Origin of the sequence: Lysinibacillus sphaericus, assembly GCF_005217585.1 — a bacterium.
GTDB lineage: Bacteria > Bacillota > Bacilli > Bacillales_A > Planococcaceae > Lysinibacillus > Lysinibacillus sphaericus.
The window spans coordinates 1,087,330-1,107,370 of sequence record NZ_SZPT01000002.1 but is presented as its reverse complement, the minus strand read 5'-3'; the positions used below and the strand labels follow the sequence as shown (position 1 = coordinate 1,107,370).

Sequence of the window (20,041 nt, the reverse complement as noted above, 5' to 3'; positions counted from 1 at the left end):
GTAGTGAAAAAAATACCTGCCATTAAAGCACTCTTTGCAAGTGTTTTAACTACAGGTACTATGTTTTTGGCACTTCAAGACATTAAGATGAGCTAACTTTTATCAAATTTATTGAAGCGGCGAGTACAATTCCACCATCGCAAGTACGGAAGTCTGGACCGATATTTCTTAATTGAATTGTTCCATTATCTGGGATAAACACAATTGTTCCTCCAGTAATTGGTACGCATTCATATCTATCGACTTCTGTATTTAATGCTCCGTATCTCGTTTGGATTGGATTCACTTCGGCATTATTAACAAAGAGAGCTGTAATGATTGTAACGTTACCTGTCCCGAATGGGGAGAAGTTTCCATTCACATGATAATCAATATAGTACGCCCCTCCTTGGGACACTCTGATAGTCACTGTATCGGGGTCTAAAGTGATACCGGCTGTTTCCCCCATACCGTTCCAAGGCATAGCTTGATTGTTAGCAAGCGTGATAAAATTTGTTTGAAAAAAGTTCCCGTATGTGGAAGGTGATACTGCTGGCGTTTGTTCGTTTGGAGTGATGTGACAAATATCGATGGCTTTAATAACAGGCAAACTAGATTGGCAACGTTCGCATGAACAATTTTTTGGACAACGATTCAAAGACTGTACCTCCTAATACATTTTTCTACTAGTTTATTTAATTTATCTTTTTTTGCCTGTGTGTGCATTTAACTCATTTCTCTATAGCCTTAGACAAAAAAGAGCAGACAAATATATGTCTGCTCTGCTGTTTAAACTATTGTCAGAATTGTTTGCGTGCCTGTCACCATTTAATATTCACTTAGTGCGAGTTCGCCTAACCATTTTTCTTCTTTAATGTACTGCTTCGCTTGGAGTTCACTTTTGGCAATAGGGAAAACTTTATCGCATTGTGAGATGGCAAATAATTTACGAATAAAATCATCTGTCACAATAATCGCTATTTTCTTATCGAGCGTTGTGACTTTCTTTGCAAAATTGATAATCATACCAAAACCAGTACTATCAATATTCGTCACCTTTTGCATATCGATAATATAGCCGTGTTTTGTGTCAAAACTAATCGCGTGAAGCTCCTCTTTTAAATCTCCAATCAATCCATATTCTAATTTACCAGTAAAGGCGATTAAAATATAATCAGCCTTAGTATCAATATTAATCATATTTTTCTGATTCATAAATTACGCCTCCTTATATGTTTAAAGTTAGATTGTAAATTTATTTACTTCGTTTTGTAAGTTAGTCGAAATTTCGGCTAATTCCTCTGAGTTTTGTGAGATTTCCGCAACGGTTGCGTGCTGTTCTTCGGAAGTTGCTGCAATTTCTTCGGTCGCTGCTGCAGAATCTTCAATGATACGTGAGATATCATGTATAGCTTGTTGGACATCTAATGAATTGTCATTGACATGGGTGAATGCTGATTTCATTTCCTTCACACCTTGCTCTGTTTCCACAACTTGTTCGACAATCTCTTGTAAAGCATTGCCTCCTTTACTAATGATGTGTACCTGCTCTTCGACAGCGAGTAAATTACTTTCCATTGTCCGAACGGTTACAGCGGTTTCGGCTTGTATATCTTTAATTAAACTCGTAATTTGCCCAGAAGCTAAACTTGATTGTTCGGCTAGCTGGCGTACTTCGGAAGCTACTACGGCGAAGCCTTTTCCTTGCTCACCCGCTCGAGCTGCTTCGATAGCGGCGTTTAATGCCAATAAATTTGTTTGTTCCGCAATCCCTGTAATAACAGTTATAATACCGCCGATTTCTTCGGAACGTTTGCCTAGTTTTTGAATAGAATCGGTAGCGTAGGAAACGGTTTGCGTGACAGAGTTTAAATGTTTTATGGCTTCGTTAATCGCATCCTCGCCTTTTCGTGCGATGTGGGTCGATTGAATGGCTCTCTCTAAAGTAGCTTCTGCCTTTTGTAAGCTATTGGCTACTTCATCATTCGTTTTTTGCATCATTTTCACAATATGCTCCGCCTGATCGGATTGCGTGCTAGTGCCGCTTGCAATATCATTCATTGTTAATGCCACTTGGTTTGAGGCTTCGCTAGTTTGGCGAGAAGATTCTGCTAAAACTAGCGAAGAACTAGCGATTTGATTGGCGCTATTGGCGACAACGTTGATTGTTTCAGTTATACGGGTCTTCATCGCATTGAAAGCTTGTGCTAAATTAGCAATTTCATCTTGTCCTTTAGGATTTAATATTTTCACATTTAAATTTAAATCTGCTAGTTCTTTGGCATTGGCGCTTAATTGATTGATGGGCGCAATAATTTGGCGTTGTAAAAACCAACTGATGATGACAAACATTAAGGTGGAAACAATTAATAAAACGACAACATTTTTAATAACGCTTTCCATAGCGGTATTGTTATAGGTCTCTAGCGGTATGCCTGTTGCCCACATCCCAATAACCTCCCCTTGTTTGTTTAAAATAGGGTCGGTGGAGACTTCATACATACTTCCCAACACATCGGCTGAACCAGTATAGCGCTCTTTTTGCTCTAACACGGCAGCGATTATCTCCTTAGGAGCTTTTGTATTGATTGGTCTGTTGCCATTCTCCACTATATTTGTACTAACTCGAGTATCAAATTGGAAAATTGTTACGGCATTTCCATCTGTGAGATCTCCTAGTTTGTCGACAATATCAAAGTTACCAACAATCTTTACATCCCCTTTATACAATTCATTGTCTTGGATGTTCCAATCCCCAGGGATTTTAGCATCTAAATATTCATAACCTAATTGGATATCCGATAGTAGTTTTGTATTGACGGCCTCTAAAAGATTATTTTTAGCATCGGTATAATCAACAATCGTTATTACCGTAATCATAAGTAAAATGCAAGTAATGAGTAGTAAGTTAATTTTTTTGCGGATTGTCCATTTCATAAAAAGTCCCTCCTAATCTCAGATGTACCTATCCATGAATTTTCTTAGAAACACCGACTAAAAATTTTGTTTTCGAAATATGTTTGAACCAAATAGAATCCACCATTTGTTTGACAAAAAATAACCCGCGACCTCGATCTGTATAATTATGTTCGTTAAGATCAAATTGCAAAGCCTTTTCCAAATTATTTTCGGTAATTCCTTGTGCTTCATCGATAACGGTTAACTTAATTTCCTCGTCGTTGTGTGTTACTTGCACTTGAATTGTGTTGTGGGAGAGGGGATGTAATGATTTTTCCGTTGCTTCAACTGCATTAATAACTAATTCGTGTAAGACAAAACGTAATTCTCTACTAAAAGGTACATTATAAAGCGTTGTATAATTTTCCATTGTCTTATCTATAAAATGAACTGCTTGCATATTCGCTTGAACTCGCAGTGTAAATTCCAATACCAATCACCTATCTTGTACTTGAAATAACAATTACATTTTCGCTAGCATTTCAGTAAAAAATGTAAGCAAATAAAATAGGTCATCGCCATTATAGTGAGAAAATAATAAATGGAAGTGCCTGAATCCATTAAGGGATAGGCTTTTAGCGCATAAAAAATGTTTCTTTTCATACAAAAGCTGTCATTATCGTCATAAATATACCTTGTTAGGCTCTGTGTAACCTTCTAAACGCTAGATTATGTAGCTAACGATTTAATCACAATCCGTAATGTTTGAAACAAGTTCGTTATTTAACGGTAGTGTGTATTCACAAGTAGAGAACGAGTTTACTCGCAACGTATAGTTTTAAATATTGCTGTTATCACCCTCGTAGTACATGTCACACCTATAGCAGTGAAAAATACTAGGAAGTCTATGTATTTTAGTTGGTGACCATGCATTGTTAAGGAAATTTTGGCGATGACTAATCTTTTACTTGGAGCTTGCGAAGTTGGGCTTTAACTTGGTAGTTTAAGACCGTTTAAAGGGAGTATAGAACTAGATGGAATTAAAGGTCTTTATCCACCAACGTCATAATTATAAAAGGTACTTTCGAATTATACAATTACTTTAATAGACAATGGTAAATATCCATTTATTGAATAGTTCAAAGTATCCAATAAACTCTATAAAAATAAATTCGCTTTTAATGTACCAGTAAAATATAAAAAAAGCAAGACTAATGTTCTATATAAAATATATTTTAATTAATATTTAAGTTTTATTTTTTGCTCAGATATTGATACTTATAGACTATTTCACTAGCCTTTTATTTAGGGTGGACAATGAAAGGGCAACAAGTAGGCTTCTATACATCTAAAAAGAAGATAAGAATATTCTAAAAATTCTATGTAATAAAACCTCACATGCCCATTGCGCTCACTAGTTGTTTTAGTGTAATTTAAAAGCAGTTCTAAAAAACGGATGTTAAGAAAAATGACAAATTGGAGTGGTGAAGAATGAAACATCATACTAGAGATGATATTATCCGCATGGTGAAAGAGGAAAATGTGAAATTTATTCGCCTACAATTTACTGATATATTGGGCTCAATCAAGAATGTAGAAATACCAGTTAGTCAGTTAGCTAAGGCATTAGACAATAAAGTGATGTTTGATGGTTCCTCGATTGAAGGATTTGTTCGTATTGAGGAATCCGATATGTATTTACGCCCGGATCTTGATACATTCGTAATCTTCCCGTGGACGGCTGAAAGAGGCAAGGTAGCACGCTTTATATGTGATATTGCACGGCCAGACGGTACGGCATTTGAGGGCGATCCACGCTCTAACTTGAAGCGCGTCTTAAAAGAAATGGAAGAATTGGGCTTTACTTCGTTTAACCTAGGACCAGAACCGGAATTTTTCTTATTTAAACTAGATGAAAAAGGCCATCCAACACTGGAATTAAATGATAGCGGTGGGTATTTCGATTTAGCGCCGACGGATTTAGGTGAAAACTGTCGACGGGATATTGTGCTGGAGCTAGAGGGCATGGGTTTTGAAATTGAAGCGTCCCATCATGAAGTGGCACCGGGTCAGCATGAAATTGACTTTAAATATGCCAGTGCCATTGAAGCATGTGATAACATTCAAACGTTTAAACTAGTTGTTAAAACGGTAGCAGCTCAACACGGCTTGCATGCAACTTTTATGCCGAAACCTTTATTTGGAGTGAATGGTTCAGGAATGCACTTTAATCTGTCATTATTTGAAGGAGAAAATAATGCCTTCTATGATGAACATGCAGAATTGCAATTAAGTCAAACGGCACGTAGTTTTATGGCAGGGATTATGAAGCATGTGCACGGCTTTACAGCAGTAACGAATCCATTAGTCAATTCCTACAAACGTTTAGTGCCTGGCTATGAGGCGCCATGTTACGTAGCTTGGTCAGCACAAAATCGCTCACCGCTTATTCGTATCCCTGCGGCGCGAGGACTTTCCACACGTATTGAATTGCGTTCTGTTGATCCAGCAGCCAACCCATACTTAGCAATGGCAGTTATTTTAGCCTCTGGGCTCGATGGGATTCGCAAAGGCTTAACACCGCCAGACGCTGTGGACCGAAATATTTATAAAATGAATCGTGTAGAACGTGAAATGAATGGCATCGATAGTTTACCATCTTCATTAGAATATGCACTGATAGAACTAGAAATGGACCATACCGTTCGTGACGCACTAGGCATTCATATTTTTGAAAAGTTCACCGCAGCGAAAGAAATTGAATGGAACAAATACCGCACACGCGTCCACGACTGGGAACGCGATGAATATTTGACGATGTACTAACAAAGAAGTGTTGGGGCTGTAAGGCTCCAACACTTCTTTGTTTTTTTGCCCACATGGGTTTATTTTGCTGTCCACAAATTGCCCAGTGTAGAGGCGATTTGTTATCACGCAATAATATAAGAGTTAATTCATGGTCTATTTATCATACCAGAGGATTTATCCAGTATGTATTTAAATTGGATATATAAATCCTTATCTGGAAAAAATAAATATTGGAGATACCATTAATTTTTATTGGTTTAATGGAATGTTCCTATCTTGAAAACCTTATACTTATCACAAAATTTTTGATCGTAACTTGTTATACAAAAAAGCATGTTGAACACTAAATCTACATACCAAGTGCGGTGGAACAAATATCATCATGTAAAAACTCTTCTGGGACAAATGGTATGTCCTTGAAATCGATTTAATTCTTACTGAACATACTCTTTTGAATAAGGTAATAGAGAAAGTAAAACTATTTTAGATAATAGACACTCTCAATTAAGGGTGTTTTTTCATTGGAAGAGGCGAGAATAATGTTGAAATTTGAATTAAAAAAGTAATTTTATGAAAATAGTAATAGAATTGTAATTCAAATACATGTATATTTATGGATAGGAGGGATATATTTATGAAAAAATTTTTTAAATTTGGTTGTGGTGGTATTGTTGCTTTATTCGTATTATTAATCATTATCGGTGCATTACTTGGTGATGATAGTAAAAAAGTAACTGAAAAAGAAAAAGAGCCTGTTTCAGCCACAACTAAAGACGATGGTAAAAAAGAGGAATCTACTAATGAAAATAAAAAAGTTAGTATTGGTCAAGAACTTACTGTAGGTAAAGTGACATTTAAAGCTAATTCTATAGGTGAAACTAATGAGATTAGTGCTGCAGGTGGTTATATGAATTATAAACCTGAAGCAGAAGGTGCTGTTTTCTTAAATGTAAACGTAACTGTGAGAAATGATGGAACAGAATCAATTAATACAGATTCAAGTTTCTTTAAACTAATTGCATCTAATGGGGCAGAATACTCACCATCATCCATTATTGTTGCAGATGATAAATATTTTTTATATGAAGGTATAAATCCAGGTCTTGCATTAACAGGAAATGTTTTATTTGAAGTTCCAGCAGGTTTAACTGGACTTGATTTACAAGTTCAAACTGGTTTTTGGGGAACAGAAACAGGTATAATAAATTTAAATTAACTTATTAAGTCACTCATTTGGGTGGCTTTTTATTTTTAAAAAAAGAGGTGCATTCATGGCGACTACCCTAACAGCAATTCAAATACAAAATCGTTTGAGTCAACCGTGCGAGCAGTGAATAATGATGTTTTATGATGGTTAACCAGATGGATGCAATGGTTGTCGCTGTTTTCACTAAAGCTCCCCGTAACATGAATAAAAGATGTTTATTTTCAGTAATTTCCTTCTTGGCTATTTTCAATAATGGTTTTAATAAACGTTTCTTTCTTCTTTGTATATGTTGGTCTATCGAACTTATATTTAGAAGCATGTTCTTTTTTTTATGAAGCATACTCTTTAGCTATATGGAGGGTAATCTAAGATAATCTCGAAACAATAATTTTTCAATCCACTCACTGCTGTTAATTTCACAAATATGCAAATGACAAGTACCCTGTCCCCATAATCCTTTCCTAAAAAAACATCTATATATAAACTCAGGTTTATGAACATATTCAAAATGGATTTCACTAAGAGGGGTAATAAAGCTGGAAACTTCATCTAAATCTTCGACACCCACAATAATATCGATTATTGGTTTCGCTTCCAATCCCTTTATAGAAGTGCTTCCTATATGTTCAATGCCAACAATTCTATCACCTAATAACATCAACAATTCTTTTTTTCACATATTCAAATTCGATAAACTTAAGTGAAAACTTCGTTAGATGAAAATGGCTTTTAAGTTGATAACGACAATCTTTAAGAAAGTCGAGTTCTTATGTAAGGAGAGGTGAAAATTATATAGACAGTAATTCCAAAACGAAGTTTTAAGTTAAGTAACCCAAGAGCTAATCAATCCAGAAAAAAATATATAGAGAAGAATGCACATAAAATAAAATTTTTACTGGCAATGCTGGTAGGATATTATTAGCAGTTGCAGTGTACATACTAGTAAAATAAGGGGATATAGGAGGGGTAAAAATTGAAGATTAAAAGAATGGATCATATAGGGATAATTGTCAATGACCTCTCTGCCGCTAAAGCGTTTTTTCTCGATTTTGGACTTGAGGTGAAAGGGGAATGGGAAATGGCAGGAGAGTTGATGGGATATGCAGCTGGGCTTTCTGACGCAAAAGTAGCGTGTGTGGGATTGGGCATGCCGGACGGTCAGACTTGGATAGAACTAATAAAATTTTATTCCCCGTTAGCTAAAGGGGATTTTCAGCTACCCTGTGCTAATACGCTGGGAATCCGACATATCGCATTTGCTGTTGAAAATATTGAAGCGATTGTTGCCAAACTAAAAAAGAACGGTAAGGAAATCTTTAGTGAGATACAGCAATACGAAGAACGCTATAAGCTTTGCTACGTGCGAGGTCCAGAGGGCATTATTTTGGAGTTAGCTGAAGAAATCAAAAAGTAATGGTGGGCTATATGACGCTACACGAAAGGATGATTACTTGATGACGAATGCTGTAGTTACTAAAGCTAAGAGCATTTTAGAAGGAATTGAGGTAAATTTGGAGATAACTAAAAATTGGAGCAATGAAATTCAAAGGCATGAACAGACAGGGTCATAACCTGCTTTGTGCGTGTCTTTTTTTAATTCTACTGATAGGTTTGGTCATAACTGTGAAGAATAGCCACGGGAATTTTTTTTGGAAAAAGTTGCACAAATTTTAATTTTGTATATAATGTGTATATAGTATATATACATTATAATGAATTTGGAGTGCTAAGTGAGCTATAGAGAGGAGATTAAATGATAGGAACTGATAAAGTATATAACAATCAACTTGGAAAACGATGGGTGCTTACCATTGGTGTCTTTTTGATTGTTCAATTGATTTTTATCGCTATTGATGGCACTTTACTGGAGCCAAATATCAACGATAGTGGCAACTTATTTGCCAGAATTGCAAGATGGATACTCGATTTGAAGCTCTTCACTAAATGGATTGCTCCTTATTCCTTTCCATTTTTTAATTTGGTCACAACAGTTCACGTGATTGCCATTCTCATTCAAGCAATACATGACATCATACAAAGAGGTTTTGAAAATAGGAAGAAGAGGGATTAGCATGCAAATAATTATTTCCAATAGTTCAAAGGAGCCGATTTATGAACAAATTACAAATCAAATGAAATCGTCTATTTTAGCTGGGGAGCTACAAGAGGGTGCAGCCATACCTTCGATGCGCAAACTCGCACAGGATTTACAAATTAGTGTGATCACGACTAAACGTGCTTATGAGGAATTAGAGAAAGCAGGCTTTATCTATTCTATTGTTGGAAAGGGTTCTTTTGTCGCAGAGCAAAATCTTGAAGTAATTAGAGAGAAAAAACAGAAGGTCATTGAGGAGCAGTTGAGTGCCGTTATAACGAATAGTAAAGAAATTGGCCTGTCACTCGATGAATTGCATCAATTATTGGATATTTTGTCTGAGGAGTGAGAGAAGTGGAAAATGTAATTGAGTTAAAAAACGTAACAAAACATTTTAAAGATTTTTCAGTGAAAAATATTGATTTACAAGTAAAGCAAGGGTTTGTAACAGGATTTATAGGGGCAAATGGGGCTGGTAAATCGACAACGATAAAGATGATGATGAATTTATTAAAGGCAGATGCAGGGGAAGTGAGGGTTTTTGGGTTAGACTACAAGACCCATGAGAAGGCAATCAAGGAACGCATTGGGTTTGTATATGATGGCAATGTATTTTTTGAAGGGCTCAACTTAAAAGATATCAAGCGTATTGTTGCACCAGCTTATAAAAATTGGGATGATACATTATTTTATCAATATGTGGAACAATTCGAATTACCGATGAATAAAGCAGTGAAAACATTCTCAAAAGGAATGCAAATGAAGGCTTCGTTGGCGATAGCGTTATCACATCATGCCGAGCTAATACTTATGGATGAGCCAACTGCAGGTTTAGATCCAATTTTTAGACGAGAACTGTTGAATCTCTTACAAGAGTTAATGATTGATGGGAATCGTACTATTTTCTTTTCCACGCATATTACCACAGACTTAAATCGAATTGCAGATTATATAGCTTTTATACAAAAAGGACAATTAGTGTTTAATAAGTCCATTCATGATGTTACAGAAAACTATGCTATTGTGAAAGGAAGAGTGGATCTGCTGGATCGAGATACAGAACAAGCCTTTGTACACATTCATCGTGCATCTACAGGTTTTGAAGCATTAACGGATAATATTAGCGCAGTGAAAAATATTTTCGGAGAGTCCGTTATCATTGACCCAGCATCATTGGAAGATATTATGTATTACATGAAAGGGAGAGGAAGCTATGTTTAATTTAATCTGGCGCGATGTAATCATGCAAAAAAAGCTACTCTTAACGTTTATTCCTTTTATAGCATTCTTTATTTTTATGGATTCGCATCCGGCTCTTATCTTTTTAGTAGCTAGTATTTTTATTCCTTTTAATGCTTATGCTTACGATGAAAAAGCAGAAACGAATATTTTATTAAATTCTTTACCATACACACGCAAGGAAATTATTGCTTCACGCTATCTTGGAGCATTAGTTTATATGATTTTATCCATTGCTGTGACAAGCTTAGCATTAATGGTCTTTAATAAAACGTTTTCACTAACGGATATCGCAATTTCTGTAGGGTTATTTATATTATTTGTTTCCCTTACTTTGCCAATGTTTTATATATTTAAACCAGGTTATATCACAATGGTTATCATGTTTAGTTTCATCCTTTTAGCAGGTATAGGACCGTCTATTGTGATCTTTTTAGCTGAACATTTAACAGCCATAACGGATTTTATTATCCACTTATCCATTACAACAATTTATATAGCTGCAACAGTGGTGATTTTGCTAGTATTTTTACTTTCGTGGGGTATTACTACAGCAATTTACCAACGAAAAGCATTTTAATTGATGTCCTGCTTCGTTCACCGATTTCAGCATGGCAAATTATACAACATAAAGGGGAATTAGCTTTGTACTATTATGTAATTGATGCTTTTACAGAGACAAAGTTTGGCGGAAATCCGGCAGGCGTAGTGATTTATGAACAATTAAACGAAGAATTTATGCAAAAGTTTGCTGCAGAGGTTCGTTTTTCAGAAACAGCCTTTATTAAAAAAATAGACAATAATCATTTTGATATAAAATTTTTCACACCAACTTCCCAAGTAGCACTGTGTGGCCATGCTACAATAGCCTCCTTTAAAGCGCTATTGGACTGTCAAGCGATTGAAGATAACCATACTTACTATATGAAAACACTGGCGGGCACACTGGCTGTTGAAGTGAATCAATCATTTGTCATGATGGAGCAAGCTGAACCAAGACTTGGGAAAATCTTTGATGATTATGATAAGCTGTCTACTCTTTTTAATATGGATAAAGAGCAGATTGGCGATAATCACTTTAAACTAGTGCCTCAAGCTGTAAGCACTGGGCTTTGGGACATTATGCTTCCAATCAAAACAAAAGATGCATTATACGCGTTAAACCCTGATTTTAATGCCCTTACACAATATGCCAAACGCCATAATATAGGAGGCGTTCATGCATTTACACTGGACACAGACAAGGGAATAGCAGAGAGTAGAAACTTTTGCCCGCTCTATGGGATTGATGAAGAAGCAGCAACAGGGACTTCCAATGGTGCGTTAACGTATTATCTTTTTCATAATCACGTGTTAACGAAATTTAATGAAGAATTCACGTTTTTGCAAGGCTATAGCATGGGCAGACCTTCTACCATTATCACTAAATTAATACATAACAATGATCCAAGAGTGATGGTGGGAGGAAATGCCATAATCTTGACAAAAGGCGAATTATACTAGACAACACTACAAAAAAACTCCCTAGGCTGATAGAAGTTTGGAAATTAGCATAGATTTTCGATAAGTCCCTATCGTAGTAAAAAAGTGTTAGAATTGCCGGCAGGCATTCTAACACTTTTCATCATTTTTAAATTGCGCTACATGTGTGGGGCATCCATACCAAAGTTTGCCCATTCCTCTTTTGAAGGACCATAAATACCTGGAACGGTTAATCCTGCCTGTCGCATAAGAACGCTCATTTGCCCACGGTGGTGGCTCTGATGTTGCATTAAAAACAATAATAGTGACCCATTCGGTATTTCTTGGCCTAGAAATTGTATATATTCCGTCATGGTCTTGTCATTCCATTGCGTTTTTAATGCATGGACAAATGCACTGCTAGCTTGGTGATAATGGTCTGCTATATATTGAGCCGAGGTAGGGACAGGAACATCTACTGTTGGAGCTTCGAACGTTAAGTTTGTATTGGATGTAATAATATGAATAGCAGTTACAGTATGCCAAGCAATGCGTCCTAAAGTCCAATTTTCTGCTGTGATGGCTTGCGTAAGTGATTGATCTGTCAACGTGTTGAGGTAATTTTGTGTGGCACTCGCTTCAAATGCCCAAGAGTGTATAAAATGGTCTACAGTTTGGAACATTAAAACCCTCCTAAAATATAGTTTTCTTTCTATAAATATACAATTTTATCCTCGATTGCATGAAATAACATTATGTTTTTGTAAATAATTAAAAACCAGCTCGATTGATGATTTGAGCTGGTTTTTTGGTTACTGTTCTTGCATTATAGGAGAAGTTATTCTTTTGATGTGTCTTCTGTTTTATTGGAATCTTCCATATGTTCTTTGTGTGTAGATGGTGCTTCCGTATCATTGGGCTCTGTTTTATCTTTTGATGTACCACATCCAAATAATAGCCCTGTTGCTAGAATTGCTGTAAATGTACCGATAAATAATTTTTTCATTCATTCACCTCATAATGAAATTTATACTTTTATTCTTGCCCTATTTTTTTACTTCATACATCGTTGCTTTGCAAAAAGATTATCGAGCTTCTATTGTGTATATTGATGGTTTGTCAGGAGAAATATTATTCAAAGTTTTAGTAACAGAAAACTGTTAAAGAAAGAAGTTGAATTTTAAAGTGAGTTTGACGAAAATAGGCATTTGACAACTAACAGTTTGTAGCCATCTGAAATCCTTCTAAGCTAAGTGTATGGCGTAGAAAAACGCAAGAACTAGTAATAATGCGTAGTGATTAATTGATAATGAAAATCCATAATTGTATAATTTAACGAAAATAAGAGGAGAGTCGTTATTTTGTTCGTTCATTAGACTAATCGAGTTCGACAGGGAAGAATAAAAATTCGTCATTTCGTTACTATACTGGGGGAATAAATATGCCTTGTAAAAGCTGTTTAGTTTTAGAGTTACAGTTTGACATACAGTTAAAGGGACATCGAAATCTATCACTAATGGAAAAGGTAGTTAATCATTTTAAAAGAAGAGGCTTTTTGCTTTCAGTGAAGGATGATTACTTCATGATTCAAGAGTCAGGCGTTAGGGAATTTGTTGATTTTTGCCATGATTTTATGGATTTAGCGCAAGTTTATTTTCGTTTTGACAATAGAACGTGGCAACCTATTACAGAAATCGAGCCGATTTTAGAGATGAAGTGGATTGATGAAGTAATCAGGAAGAAATCTGTTATTAGCTACTCTCAACCGATTGTCGATGCAAATGAAGAAATTTATGCTTATGAAATATTATCTAGGTTTCCGAGAGAGGATGGTTCTCTCATCTATCCTAATGAAATTTTTACTGCAGCGAGAAGTCGAGGACGGTTATATGCTCTAGATCGCATATGTAGAATGGCGGCAGTGAGCTATTCAGCAGTATTGAAGAAAAAGACGTTTATAAACTTTATTCCCACGTCTATTTATTCCCCAGAGTTTTGTTTGCAAACAACGGTACAATTAGCAAATCAATTAGGCATTGATCCGAATCAATTTGTTTTTGAAGTAGTCGAATCAGACAAAGTCGATGACATTGAGCATTTAAAATCCATTCTCAATTACTATAAGCAAAAGGGCTTTCAATATGCCTTGGATGATGTTGGTGAAGGGTACAACACGCTGGAAATGCTTGCAGACTTAAAGCCTCAATATATGAAATTGGACATCAAATATGTTCAAGGTGTTAGCGGAAATAGTGAAAAGCAAGCAGTAGCCAAGCAGTTTTTAGCGAAGGCATTTGAAGTGAATGCGATTTCGTTAGCAGAAGGTATTGAGAGCAGAGCAGATTTTGAATGGTTAAAGGAAAATGGTTATCAACTTTTTCAAGGTTACCTCTTTGGAAAACCGAGCATGCATCCTCAACGGAAACTGTAAAATCATAAACAATAATATCTTGAATGAAGCTTGTGTTGTACAAGCTTTTGTTCAGGATATTTTTTTTGCATTTTTTAGCTTCTTTATTATTTGCAAATTTTTGTACAGCAGTTGTATACTTGTTGTAGAATTCTTGTATAATATAAAACTGGATTACTTATACAAGAACATGACCATTTAAAACAACTTTGCAAATACTAGCTAACTAAGGATATAGGGAGGTTTTATGATGAAAAAGAACAAAGAAATCATTATTATCGGAGCTGGCCCGGGTGGGTTAGCATCAGCGATGTTGCTAACTGCAAAGGGTTTCAATGTAAAAGTATTTGAGAAAAAGAATTATATTGGTGGGAGAACGAGCGAAATACAGCTAGGCGAATACAAGTTTGATATGGGTCCTACATTTTTAAATATGCTATATATTGTAGAAGAGATTTTTGAACTTACCGGAAGAAATATTCATGATTACATAGAGCTAATTGACTTGAATCCTATGTATGAGCTGATTTTTAGTGATAAAAAAATTAAAATGACACGTGACAGAAACGAAATGATTCGCCAAATGAATGAGCTTTTCCCGGGAAATGAAGGAAGCTATGAGCGATATATGAAGGAAACAAATCGCAAATTAGAAAAATTAGCCCCTGTTCTACAAACGAGTATGAATCGCTTTACAGATTTACTTCAACCAAAGGTTTTAAAAGCATTAGGAGAGCTAGAAGTCGGTAAATCTTTAATTGATACATTATCGCGTTATTATAAACAAGAAGAATTACAGCTTGCATTTACTTTCCAAGCGAAATATCTTGGTATGTCTCCTTGGGAAAGTCCAGGTGCCTTTTCGATTCTCTCTTATATTGAGCATGCCTATGGGGTTTATCATGTTAAAGGTGGCTTGAACAAGTTGACACAAGCGATGGCTAAAGTTGTACGTGAAAATAATGGAGAAATTTTTACAGGCACAGGTGTATCAAAATTATGGTTAGATGGACGTAAAGTAAGAGGTGTTATTTTAGAAAATGGTGAAAAAGTTGCGGCTGATGATGTCATTATTAACGGAGACTTTGCTCATGCCATGACGAATCTAGTAGAACCAGGTGTACTAAAAAAATATTCGAAGGAAAAGTTAGACAAGAAAAAATACTCTTGTTCAACATTTATGTTATATCTAGGTGTCAATAAAACATTTGATTTGCCACACCATACAATTTGGTTTGCTGAGGACTATCGTCAAAATGTGGAAGATATTACGAATGCCAAAATATTATCAGATGACCCTTCCATTTATATCCAAAATGCTGTTGTGACTGATCCAACAGTTGCACCACAAGGGAAATCAACGCTCTATATTCTTGCACCTGTACCGAATAACTTTAGTAATATCGAATGGGAGAAATGTGAAAAAGACTATCGTGATATGTTAATAGGAATGCTTGAACAGAAACTTGGGGTTGACAATCTTGCGCAATATATTGAGGAAGAAAAAATGATTTCACCAAGAGGTTGGGAAGAGGAAATGGATGTATATAAAGGGGCGACCTTTAATCTAGGACATCAGTTAACACAAATGCTAACATTCCGTCCTCATAATAAATTTGAAGAGTTAGATCATTGCTGGCTAGTAGGAGGAGGTACGCATCCAGGAAGTGGATTACCTATTATTTTAGAGTCGGCACGTATTACGGCAAATGGTATTTTAAGAAAAGAGAAGATGACTGAATTTGCTGTCAAGCCATTACCAAAAGTAGAACTCTTTGACCCTAAAATGCCAAAAGGGCATGGTAACGGCATTGATGCGGTACAAATTTAATGATAAATCTAGTAATCTAGCGTTTTCCTTTCATCGCACCGGAGCAATGTCTAAGGATTAAGTTCATAAGGTTAGTATGAATCTTTTTAAAAATACAAAAAGGTGGGGTAGCACAACTTTATGAGGTGGCAACATTATATTTTTTATTTTTTTCTTATTTGGTATAGCTTCGGTGTGATTTTAGTAGGGTTTAATCTATTGCCAACATGGCTTGAATGGGCAAACAGTGTTTTTATTATCACAGCGGGTGTGCTTGGGGTAATTTATTTTGTTAGGGGATTTGGCGCAATTTATGGTGTGAGTATTAGTACACTCATTTTTATCACAACGTTTATTGTCGAATATTTAGGATCTACTCATTCCATACTTTTTGGTTCTTATCATTATACGCAATATTTCGCACCTAATCTTTTTGGCGTGCCTATTGCAATTGGTTTCGCTTGGATTATGGTGATTGCCACTTCCCATGCGATAGTGCATATTGTTCGTCTACCAAATAGGTGGATTCGCTCTATCATTGCTAGTCTATTAGCAGTGGTGTTTGATTTAGTGCTTGATCCTGTTTCCTTTAAAGTCAAAGAATATTGGATATGGGAACAGAGCGGGTATTATTATGACATTCCACTGACGAATTTTCTTGGCTGGTTTTTAACTGCTTTGGTTTTACATATTGTCATAGGGCTCTTTGGCAACTTGCTAAACGTAGATAAGCAGTGGCAACGACGTATGGTTCTTTTATATAGCTTAATGATTTGTATGTTTGCATTTATCGCCCTGTTAAACAAACTCTATTTAGCAGCAATCATTCCAGTAATCGTTTTAGCTATCCTATTTGTAACTATGAAGCGAGATGAACATTATGTTTGAGGCAAAAAAAAGTAAAGTTGCTGCTTGGATGTTTCACCTCGTGCAACAAAGGTTATTAAATCGCTATTTTCATAAAATTTGGCTTGCTATAGAGGAGCCCTTGCCAAAAAATGCCCTTTTTATTGCCAATCATAGTAGCTGGTGGGATGGACTTATATTTTTTCAACTGGAAAAGCGACAGAAAGTACCACCAATTTATATGATGACGCATGAAGATGGCATAAAACAAGTACCGATTTTTAAATGGATCGGTGCTTTTTCTGTCAATTCTCAAAGTACAAAGCATGTGGTGCAATCGCTCCGTTATGCACAAAAGTTATTATATGAAGAAAAAAGTGTTGCCTTGTTTCCACAAGGGGGAGAGGTTCATTTAGAAGCACGACCATTACAATTTCAAAAGGGGGCCGCTTTTTTAGCGGGAAAATCTCCTCGAATTCCTGTTATTCCAGTTACGATATACTATACTTTTCGCCATATGATAAAAGGGGAAGTATGGATTTCTATTGGAGGTCCCATCGAGACAGAAGGAAGAAACAGTGAAATTCTTACACAGCATTTTGAGGAAATCATGACAGCCCAATTGAATTCGTTGAAGCAAGATGTAGTTACAAATCATTATGAAAAATATATCAATATATTATGAGGTGTGAATTTGATTATTTTAATGAGCATCTTACTAGGTTTTTGCATATGGACGATTTTAAATCTCACTTTCTTACCTAACTTAAAAAGCCACTTCACCTTGCATGAGTATCCCTTGATTTCAGTATTAGTGCCGATGAGAAATGAAGCAAGAAATGTGCAAAATTGCATTGCAATGCTGAAGAATATTCGCTATGAAAATATAGAAATAATAATTTATGAAGATCAATCGACTGATAGCACCTATTCATTATTACTTCAAGAAATTGGGGATGATACTAGATTTCAAGTTATTCGTGGCGAACTATTAAAGGAAGGCTGGATTGGAAAAGTACACGCCTGTTATCAGCTCCGTCAACATGCGCATGGTCGTTTCTTAGCTTTTATTGATGCAGATGTGACACTACATCAACATACGCTTACCTATGCAATAGCAAGAGCTAAACAATACAATGCGTCACTAGTTACAGGGTTTCCTAAATTCCATTATACAAATTGGCTTGATAAAATGCTTATTCCAATGATGCATTTTATTGTCTATTTCCATTTACCAATTGCACTTGCAAACTTTACCAAAATTCCGGCTACCACGGCTGCAAATGGCGCATTTATGTTTTTTGAAACGGCAAGTTATGACCAAATAGGCGGACATGAGGCAGTAAAAAGCTCTTTAGTAGAAGATATACATATTGCACAAATACTGAAGCGGAATGGCCATCGTGTATTACTGACCAATGTTACGGATTGTGTGCATTGTCATATGTATGAAACGAGTAAAGAGACATGGGAAGGTTTTTCTAAAAATATTTTTGTAGGAATTGGTCGATCACTCCCAATGGCAATTGGTTTAACATTATTTTATTCGCTATTGTATATCGTGCCATTGATCTTTGGTGTGTATGGTGTGACGACGTGGCAACCACTTTTCATACTTCCTTTTATTATCACAGTTATACACAAAATGATTTGTGATATCGCAAGTAAAACACCAATCGTTTATAGTTTGGGTATTTCAGGGTCTGTTGTGGCGTTGTTATGTATTTTATGGCGTTCAGTTGTGTTATCGAAAACAGGGGGAGCTTATACTTGGAAAGGCAGGTCTTATAAATGAAGGTTAGTATTATTGGTGGTGGGTTAGGCGGGCTTGCCTGTGCCATTTCACTTGCACATAAAGGATACGATGTGCATTTATTTGAGAAAAATAGTACGCTGGGCGGTAAAATGCGTCCAGTTACGTTAGGTGACTACTATTTTGATTTTGGACCGAATACGATAACGATGCCTTATGTCTTTAATCAAGTAATTGAACAAACAGGTGTTGATGCAGCCCCTTATTTTCGCTTTGTTGAGGTACAACCACATATGAAAAATGTAGGAGTAAATGGCGAAACATTTTATTTGTCAAATAATCGAGCGTTTATGATTCGTCAGTTACAGCATTTAGATCCACATGGGGCAAAAAATTATCCAGCCTTTATTACAGAAATATCTCGACTATACTTTTTAGCAAGACAGCATTTTTTAAATAAAGCTTTTCTATCAAAAAAGGATTTTATATCACCGAAACTAGCCAACGCGCTTTTAGCAGTTCGCCCCTTTGAAACATTGGAAAAGTTTTTGCAACGTTATTTTACGAATCCTTTTGTTTTGCAATGTTTTTTGCGGTATGCAACGTATATTGGGTCGTCTCCGTATAAGACACCTGCCACATTTGCGATGATTGCCTATTTAGAACTTGTGGAAGGCGTTTATTATGTACCTGGTGGGACAGCTTCAATTGCCAAAGGTTTTGAAAGGCGTGCACGAGAGCTTGGGGTGAAAATTTATACGAACAGTGAAGTAATAAATATTAATATAGACAATGGTGTAGCAAAAAGTATTGAACTCAAACAGGGTGAGAAAATTTCTAGTGACTTATTGGTAGTAAATGCAGATATTTTACAGGCAATGCCAACGTTAATGGACAGTAGCTTTCTCGCAAAAAAGAGGCAGATTACGCCATCGTCCTCGGTTTTCGTTATTCTAGCAGGCTTAAATAAAAAGATAGCATCTTTGGAACACCATAATGTCTTTTTCTCACCAAACTATTTTAACGAGTTTGAGCAACTATTTGAGCAAAAGGTTTATGCGAACGAGCCGACAATTTACATTTGCAATTCATCTAAAACAGATGTGACTCGTTCTCCTAAAGGTGATAATTTGCTTATTTTAGTGAATGCACCCGCTGGGCAAACACCACCTGACCAATATGATGAAATAATAATGAAACAACTTGAGCGATATAGCATTTATATAAAAGACGCCATTGTACAAAAGCAAATTATTACGCCACAAACGATTGAACAAGATTTCAATAGCTATAAGGGTGCTTTATATGGGTATGCATCCAATAGTTTTCGCAGTGCTTTTTTTCGTCATTCCAATAAGAGTTCGATTGCATCAAACTTATACTTTGTAGGTGGCAGTACGCATCCAGGAGGGGGATCACCTCTTGTGACATTAGGTGGCATGCATGTAGCCGATGCAATTGTCAATCAACATTAGCGACAGTGATTGAAAGGACATTCGCAGTTTTTATAGAATTATTATAAGTGGGGTAACCAG

At 36.0% G+C, this 20,041-nt stretch carries 21 protein-coding genes; 14 read left to right on the top strand and 7 right to left on the bottom strand.

Translation table 11 applies throughout. The features are described from left to right. Positions 1-82 precede the first annotated feature (82 nt). From FC748_RS10980 to FC748_RS10965, 4 genes are all read right to left on the bottom strand, one after another. Complete coding sequence (locus FC748_RS10980) at positions 83-637, bottom strand: hypothetical protein (RefSeq protein ID WP_108029614.1); 555 nt, start codon at positions 635-637, stop codon at positions 83-85. Positions 638-807: 170 nt separating this feature from the next. Continuing rightward, positions 808-1,194, bottom strand: a complete 387-nt coding sequence (locus FC748_RS10975) for an STAS domain-containing protein (RefSeq protein ID WP_024361473.1) — start codon at positions 1,192-1,194, stop codon at positions 808-810. Between the two features lie 27 nt (positions 1,195-1,221). Beyond that, positions 1,222-2,916 (bottom strand): methyl-accepting chemotaxis protein, encoded by a 1,695-nt coding sequence (locus FC748_RS10970; protein WP_108029615.1) that lies wholly within the window; start codon positions 2,914-2,916, stop codon positions 1,222-1,224. Positions 2,917-2,944: 28 nt separating this feature from the next. Continuing rightward, the gene (locus tag FC748_RS10965; RefSeq protein ID WP_024361471.1) at positions 2,945-3,367 is read right to left on the bottom strand and encodes an ATP-binding protein; all 423 of its coding nucleotides are present in this window, start codon (positions 3,365-3,367) and stop codon (positions 2,945-2,947) included. A gap of 1,001 nt (positions 3,368-4,368) precedes the next feature. Here FC748_RS10965 and FC748_RS10960 point away from each other — a divergent pair. Together FC748_RS10960 and FC748_RS10955 are read left to right on the top strand one after the other, a co-directional pair. Then, positions 4,369-5,703 carry a glutamine synthetase family protein gene (locus tag FC748_RS10960; RefSeq protein WP_024361470.1) on the top strand — a complete coding sequence of 445 codons (1,335 nt, stop codon included), beginning with the start codon at positions 4,369-4,371 and terminating at the stop codon, positions 5,701-5,703. A gap of 616 nt (positions 5,704-6,319) precedes the next feature. After that, the gene (locus tag FC748_RS10955) at positions 6,320-6,901 is read left to right on the top strand and encodes a DUF4352 domain-containing protein (RefSeq protein ID WP_167492670.1); all 582 of its coding nucleotides are present in this window, start codon (positions 6,320-6,322) and stop codon (positions 6,899-6,901) included. A 340-nt stretch (positions 6,902-7,241) separates the two neighbouring features. On the opposite strand, the gene FC748_RS10950 is transcribed toward FC748_RS10955, so the two are convergent. Then, a complete protein-coding gene (locus tag FC748_RS10950) occupies positions 7,242-7,550 on the bottom strand; it encodes a GrpB family protein (RefSeq protein WP_238600114.1) in 309 nt (102 codons plus the stop codon). A gap of 315 nt (positions 7,551-7,865) precedes the next feature. Here FC748_RS10950 and FC748_RS10945 point away from each other — a divergent pair, with 315 nt between their 5' ends. The 6 genes from FC748_RS10945 to FC748_RS10920 all read left to right on the top strand — a co-directional run bounded on the left by FC748_RS10945 (position 7,866) and on the right by FC748_RS10920 (position 11,729). Continuing rightward, complete coding sequence (locus tag FC748_RS10945; RefSeq protein WP_108029617.1) at positions 7,866-8,306, top strand: VOC family protein; 441 nt, start codon at positions 7,866-7,868, stop codon at positions 8,304-8,306. A gap of 339 nt (positions 8,307-8,645) precedes the next feature. Next, positions 8,646-8,963: a YfzA family protein gene (locus FC748_RS10940; protein ID WP_024361466.1), complete on the top strand. Its 318-nt coding sequence runs from the start codon at positions 8,646-8,648 to the stop codon at positions 8,961-8,963. Between the two features lies 1 nt (position 8,964). Further along, on the top strand, positions 8,965-9,336 hold the full coding sequence (locus tag FC748_RS10935; protein WP_024361465.1) for a GntR family transcriptional regulator: 372 nt from the start codon (positions 8,965-8,967) through the stop codon (positions 9,334-9,336). A 5-nt stretch (positions 9,337-9,341) separates the two neighbouring features. Beyond that, positions 9,342-10,208 (top strand): ABC transporter ATP-binding protein, encoded by an 867-nt coding sequence (locus FC748_RS10930; RefSeq protein WP_108029618.1) that lies wholly within the window; start codon positions 9,342-9,344, stop codon positions 10,206-10,208. Further along, on the top strand, positions 10,201-10,806 hold the full coding sequence (locus tag FC748_RS10925) for an ABC-2 transporter permease (protein WP_024361463.1): 606 nt from the start codon (positions 10,201-10,203) through the stop codon (positions 10,804-10,806). The genes FC748_RS10930 and FC748_RS10925 overlap by 8 nt, the downstream gene beginning before the upstream one ends. A gap of 65 nt (positions 10,807-10,871) precedes the next feature. Then, positions 10,872-11,729, top strand: a complete 858-nt coding sequence (locus tag FC748_RS10920; RefSeq protein WP_108029699.1) for a PhzF family protein — start codon at positions 10,872-10,874, stop codon at positions 11,727-11,729. A 137-nt stretch (positions 11,730-11,866) separates the two neighbouring features. Here FC748_RS10920 and FC748_RS10915 read toward each other — a convergent pair whose 3' ends face one another. Then, positions 11,867-12,370, bottom strand: coding sequence for a DinB family protein (locus FC748_RS10915; protein ID WP_025218929.1), 504 nt, complete (start codon positions 12,368-12,370; stop codon positions 11,867-11,869). A 155-nt stretch (positions 12,371-12,525) separates the two neighbouring features. Then, complete coding sequence (locus FC748_RS22075) at positions 12,526-12,693, bottom strand: hypothetical protein (protein WP_162832709.1); 168 nt, start codon at positions 12,691-12,693, stop codon at positions 12,526-12,528. 435 nt (positions 12,694-13,128) lie between these two features. On the opposite strand from FC748_RS22075, the gene FC748_RS10910 reads away from it, so the two are divergent. The 6 genes from FC748_RS10910 (at position 13,129) to FC748_RS10885 (ending at position 19,981) form a co-directional block, all read left to right on the top strand. After that, a complete protein-coding gene (locus tag FC748_RS10910; protein ID WP_024361458.1) occupies positions 13,129-14,118 on the top strand; it encodes an EAL domain-containing protein in 990 nt (329 codons plus the stop codon). 229 nt (positions 14,119-14,347) lie between these two features. Further along, positions 14,348-15,928, top strand: coding sequence for a phytoene desaturase family protein (locus FC748_RS10905; protein ID WP_024361457.1), 1,581 nt, complete (start codon positions 14,348-14,350; stop codon positions 15,926-15,928). Between the two features lie 120 nt (positions 15,929-16,048). Then, positions 16,049-16,795: a carotenoid biosynthesis protein gene (locus FC748_RS10900; protein ID WP_108029619.1), complete on the top strand. Its 747-nt coding sequence runs from the start codon at positions 16,049-16,051 to the stop codon at positions 16,793-16,795. Next, positions 16,788-17,438, top strand: coding sequence for a lysophospholipid acyltransferase family protein (locus FC748_RS10895; RefSeq protein ID WP_167492669.1), 651 nt, complete (start codon positions 16,788-16,790; stop codon positions 17,436-17,438). The genes FC748_RS10900 and FC748_RS10895 overlap by 8 nt, the downstream gene beginning before the upstream one ends. 114 nt (positions 17,439-17,552) lie before the next feature. Further along, positions 17,553-18,548, top strand: coding sequence for a glycosyltransferase family 2 protein (locus FC748_RS10890; protein ID WP_167492668.1), 996 nt, complete (start codon positions 17,553-17,555; stop codon positions 18,546-18,548). Further along, a complete protein-coding gene (locus tag FC748_RS10885) occupies positions 18,545-19,981 on the top strand; it encodes a phytoene desaturase family protein (RefSeq protein ID WP_108029622.1) in 1,437 nt (478 codons plus the stop codon). Before FC748_RS10890 ends, FC748_RS10885 begins: the two co-directional genes overlap by 4 nt. Positions 19,982-20,041 lie beyond the last annotated feature (60 nt).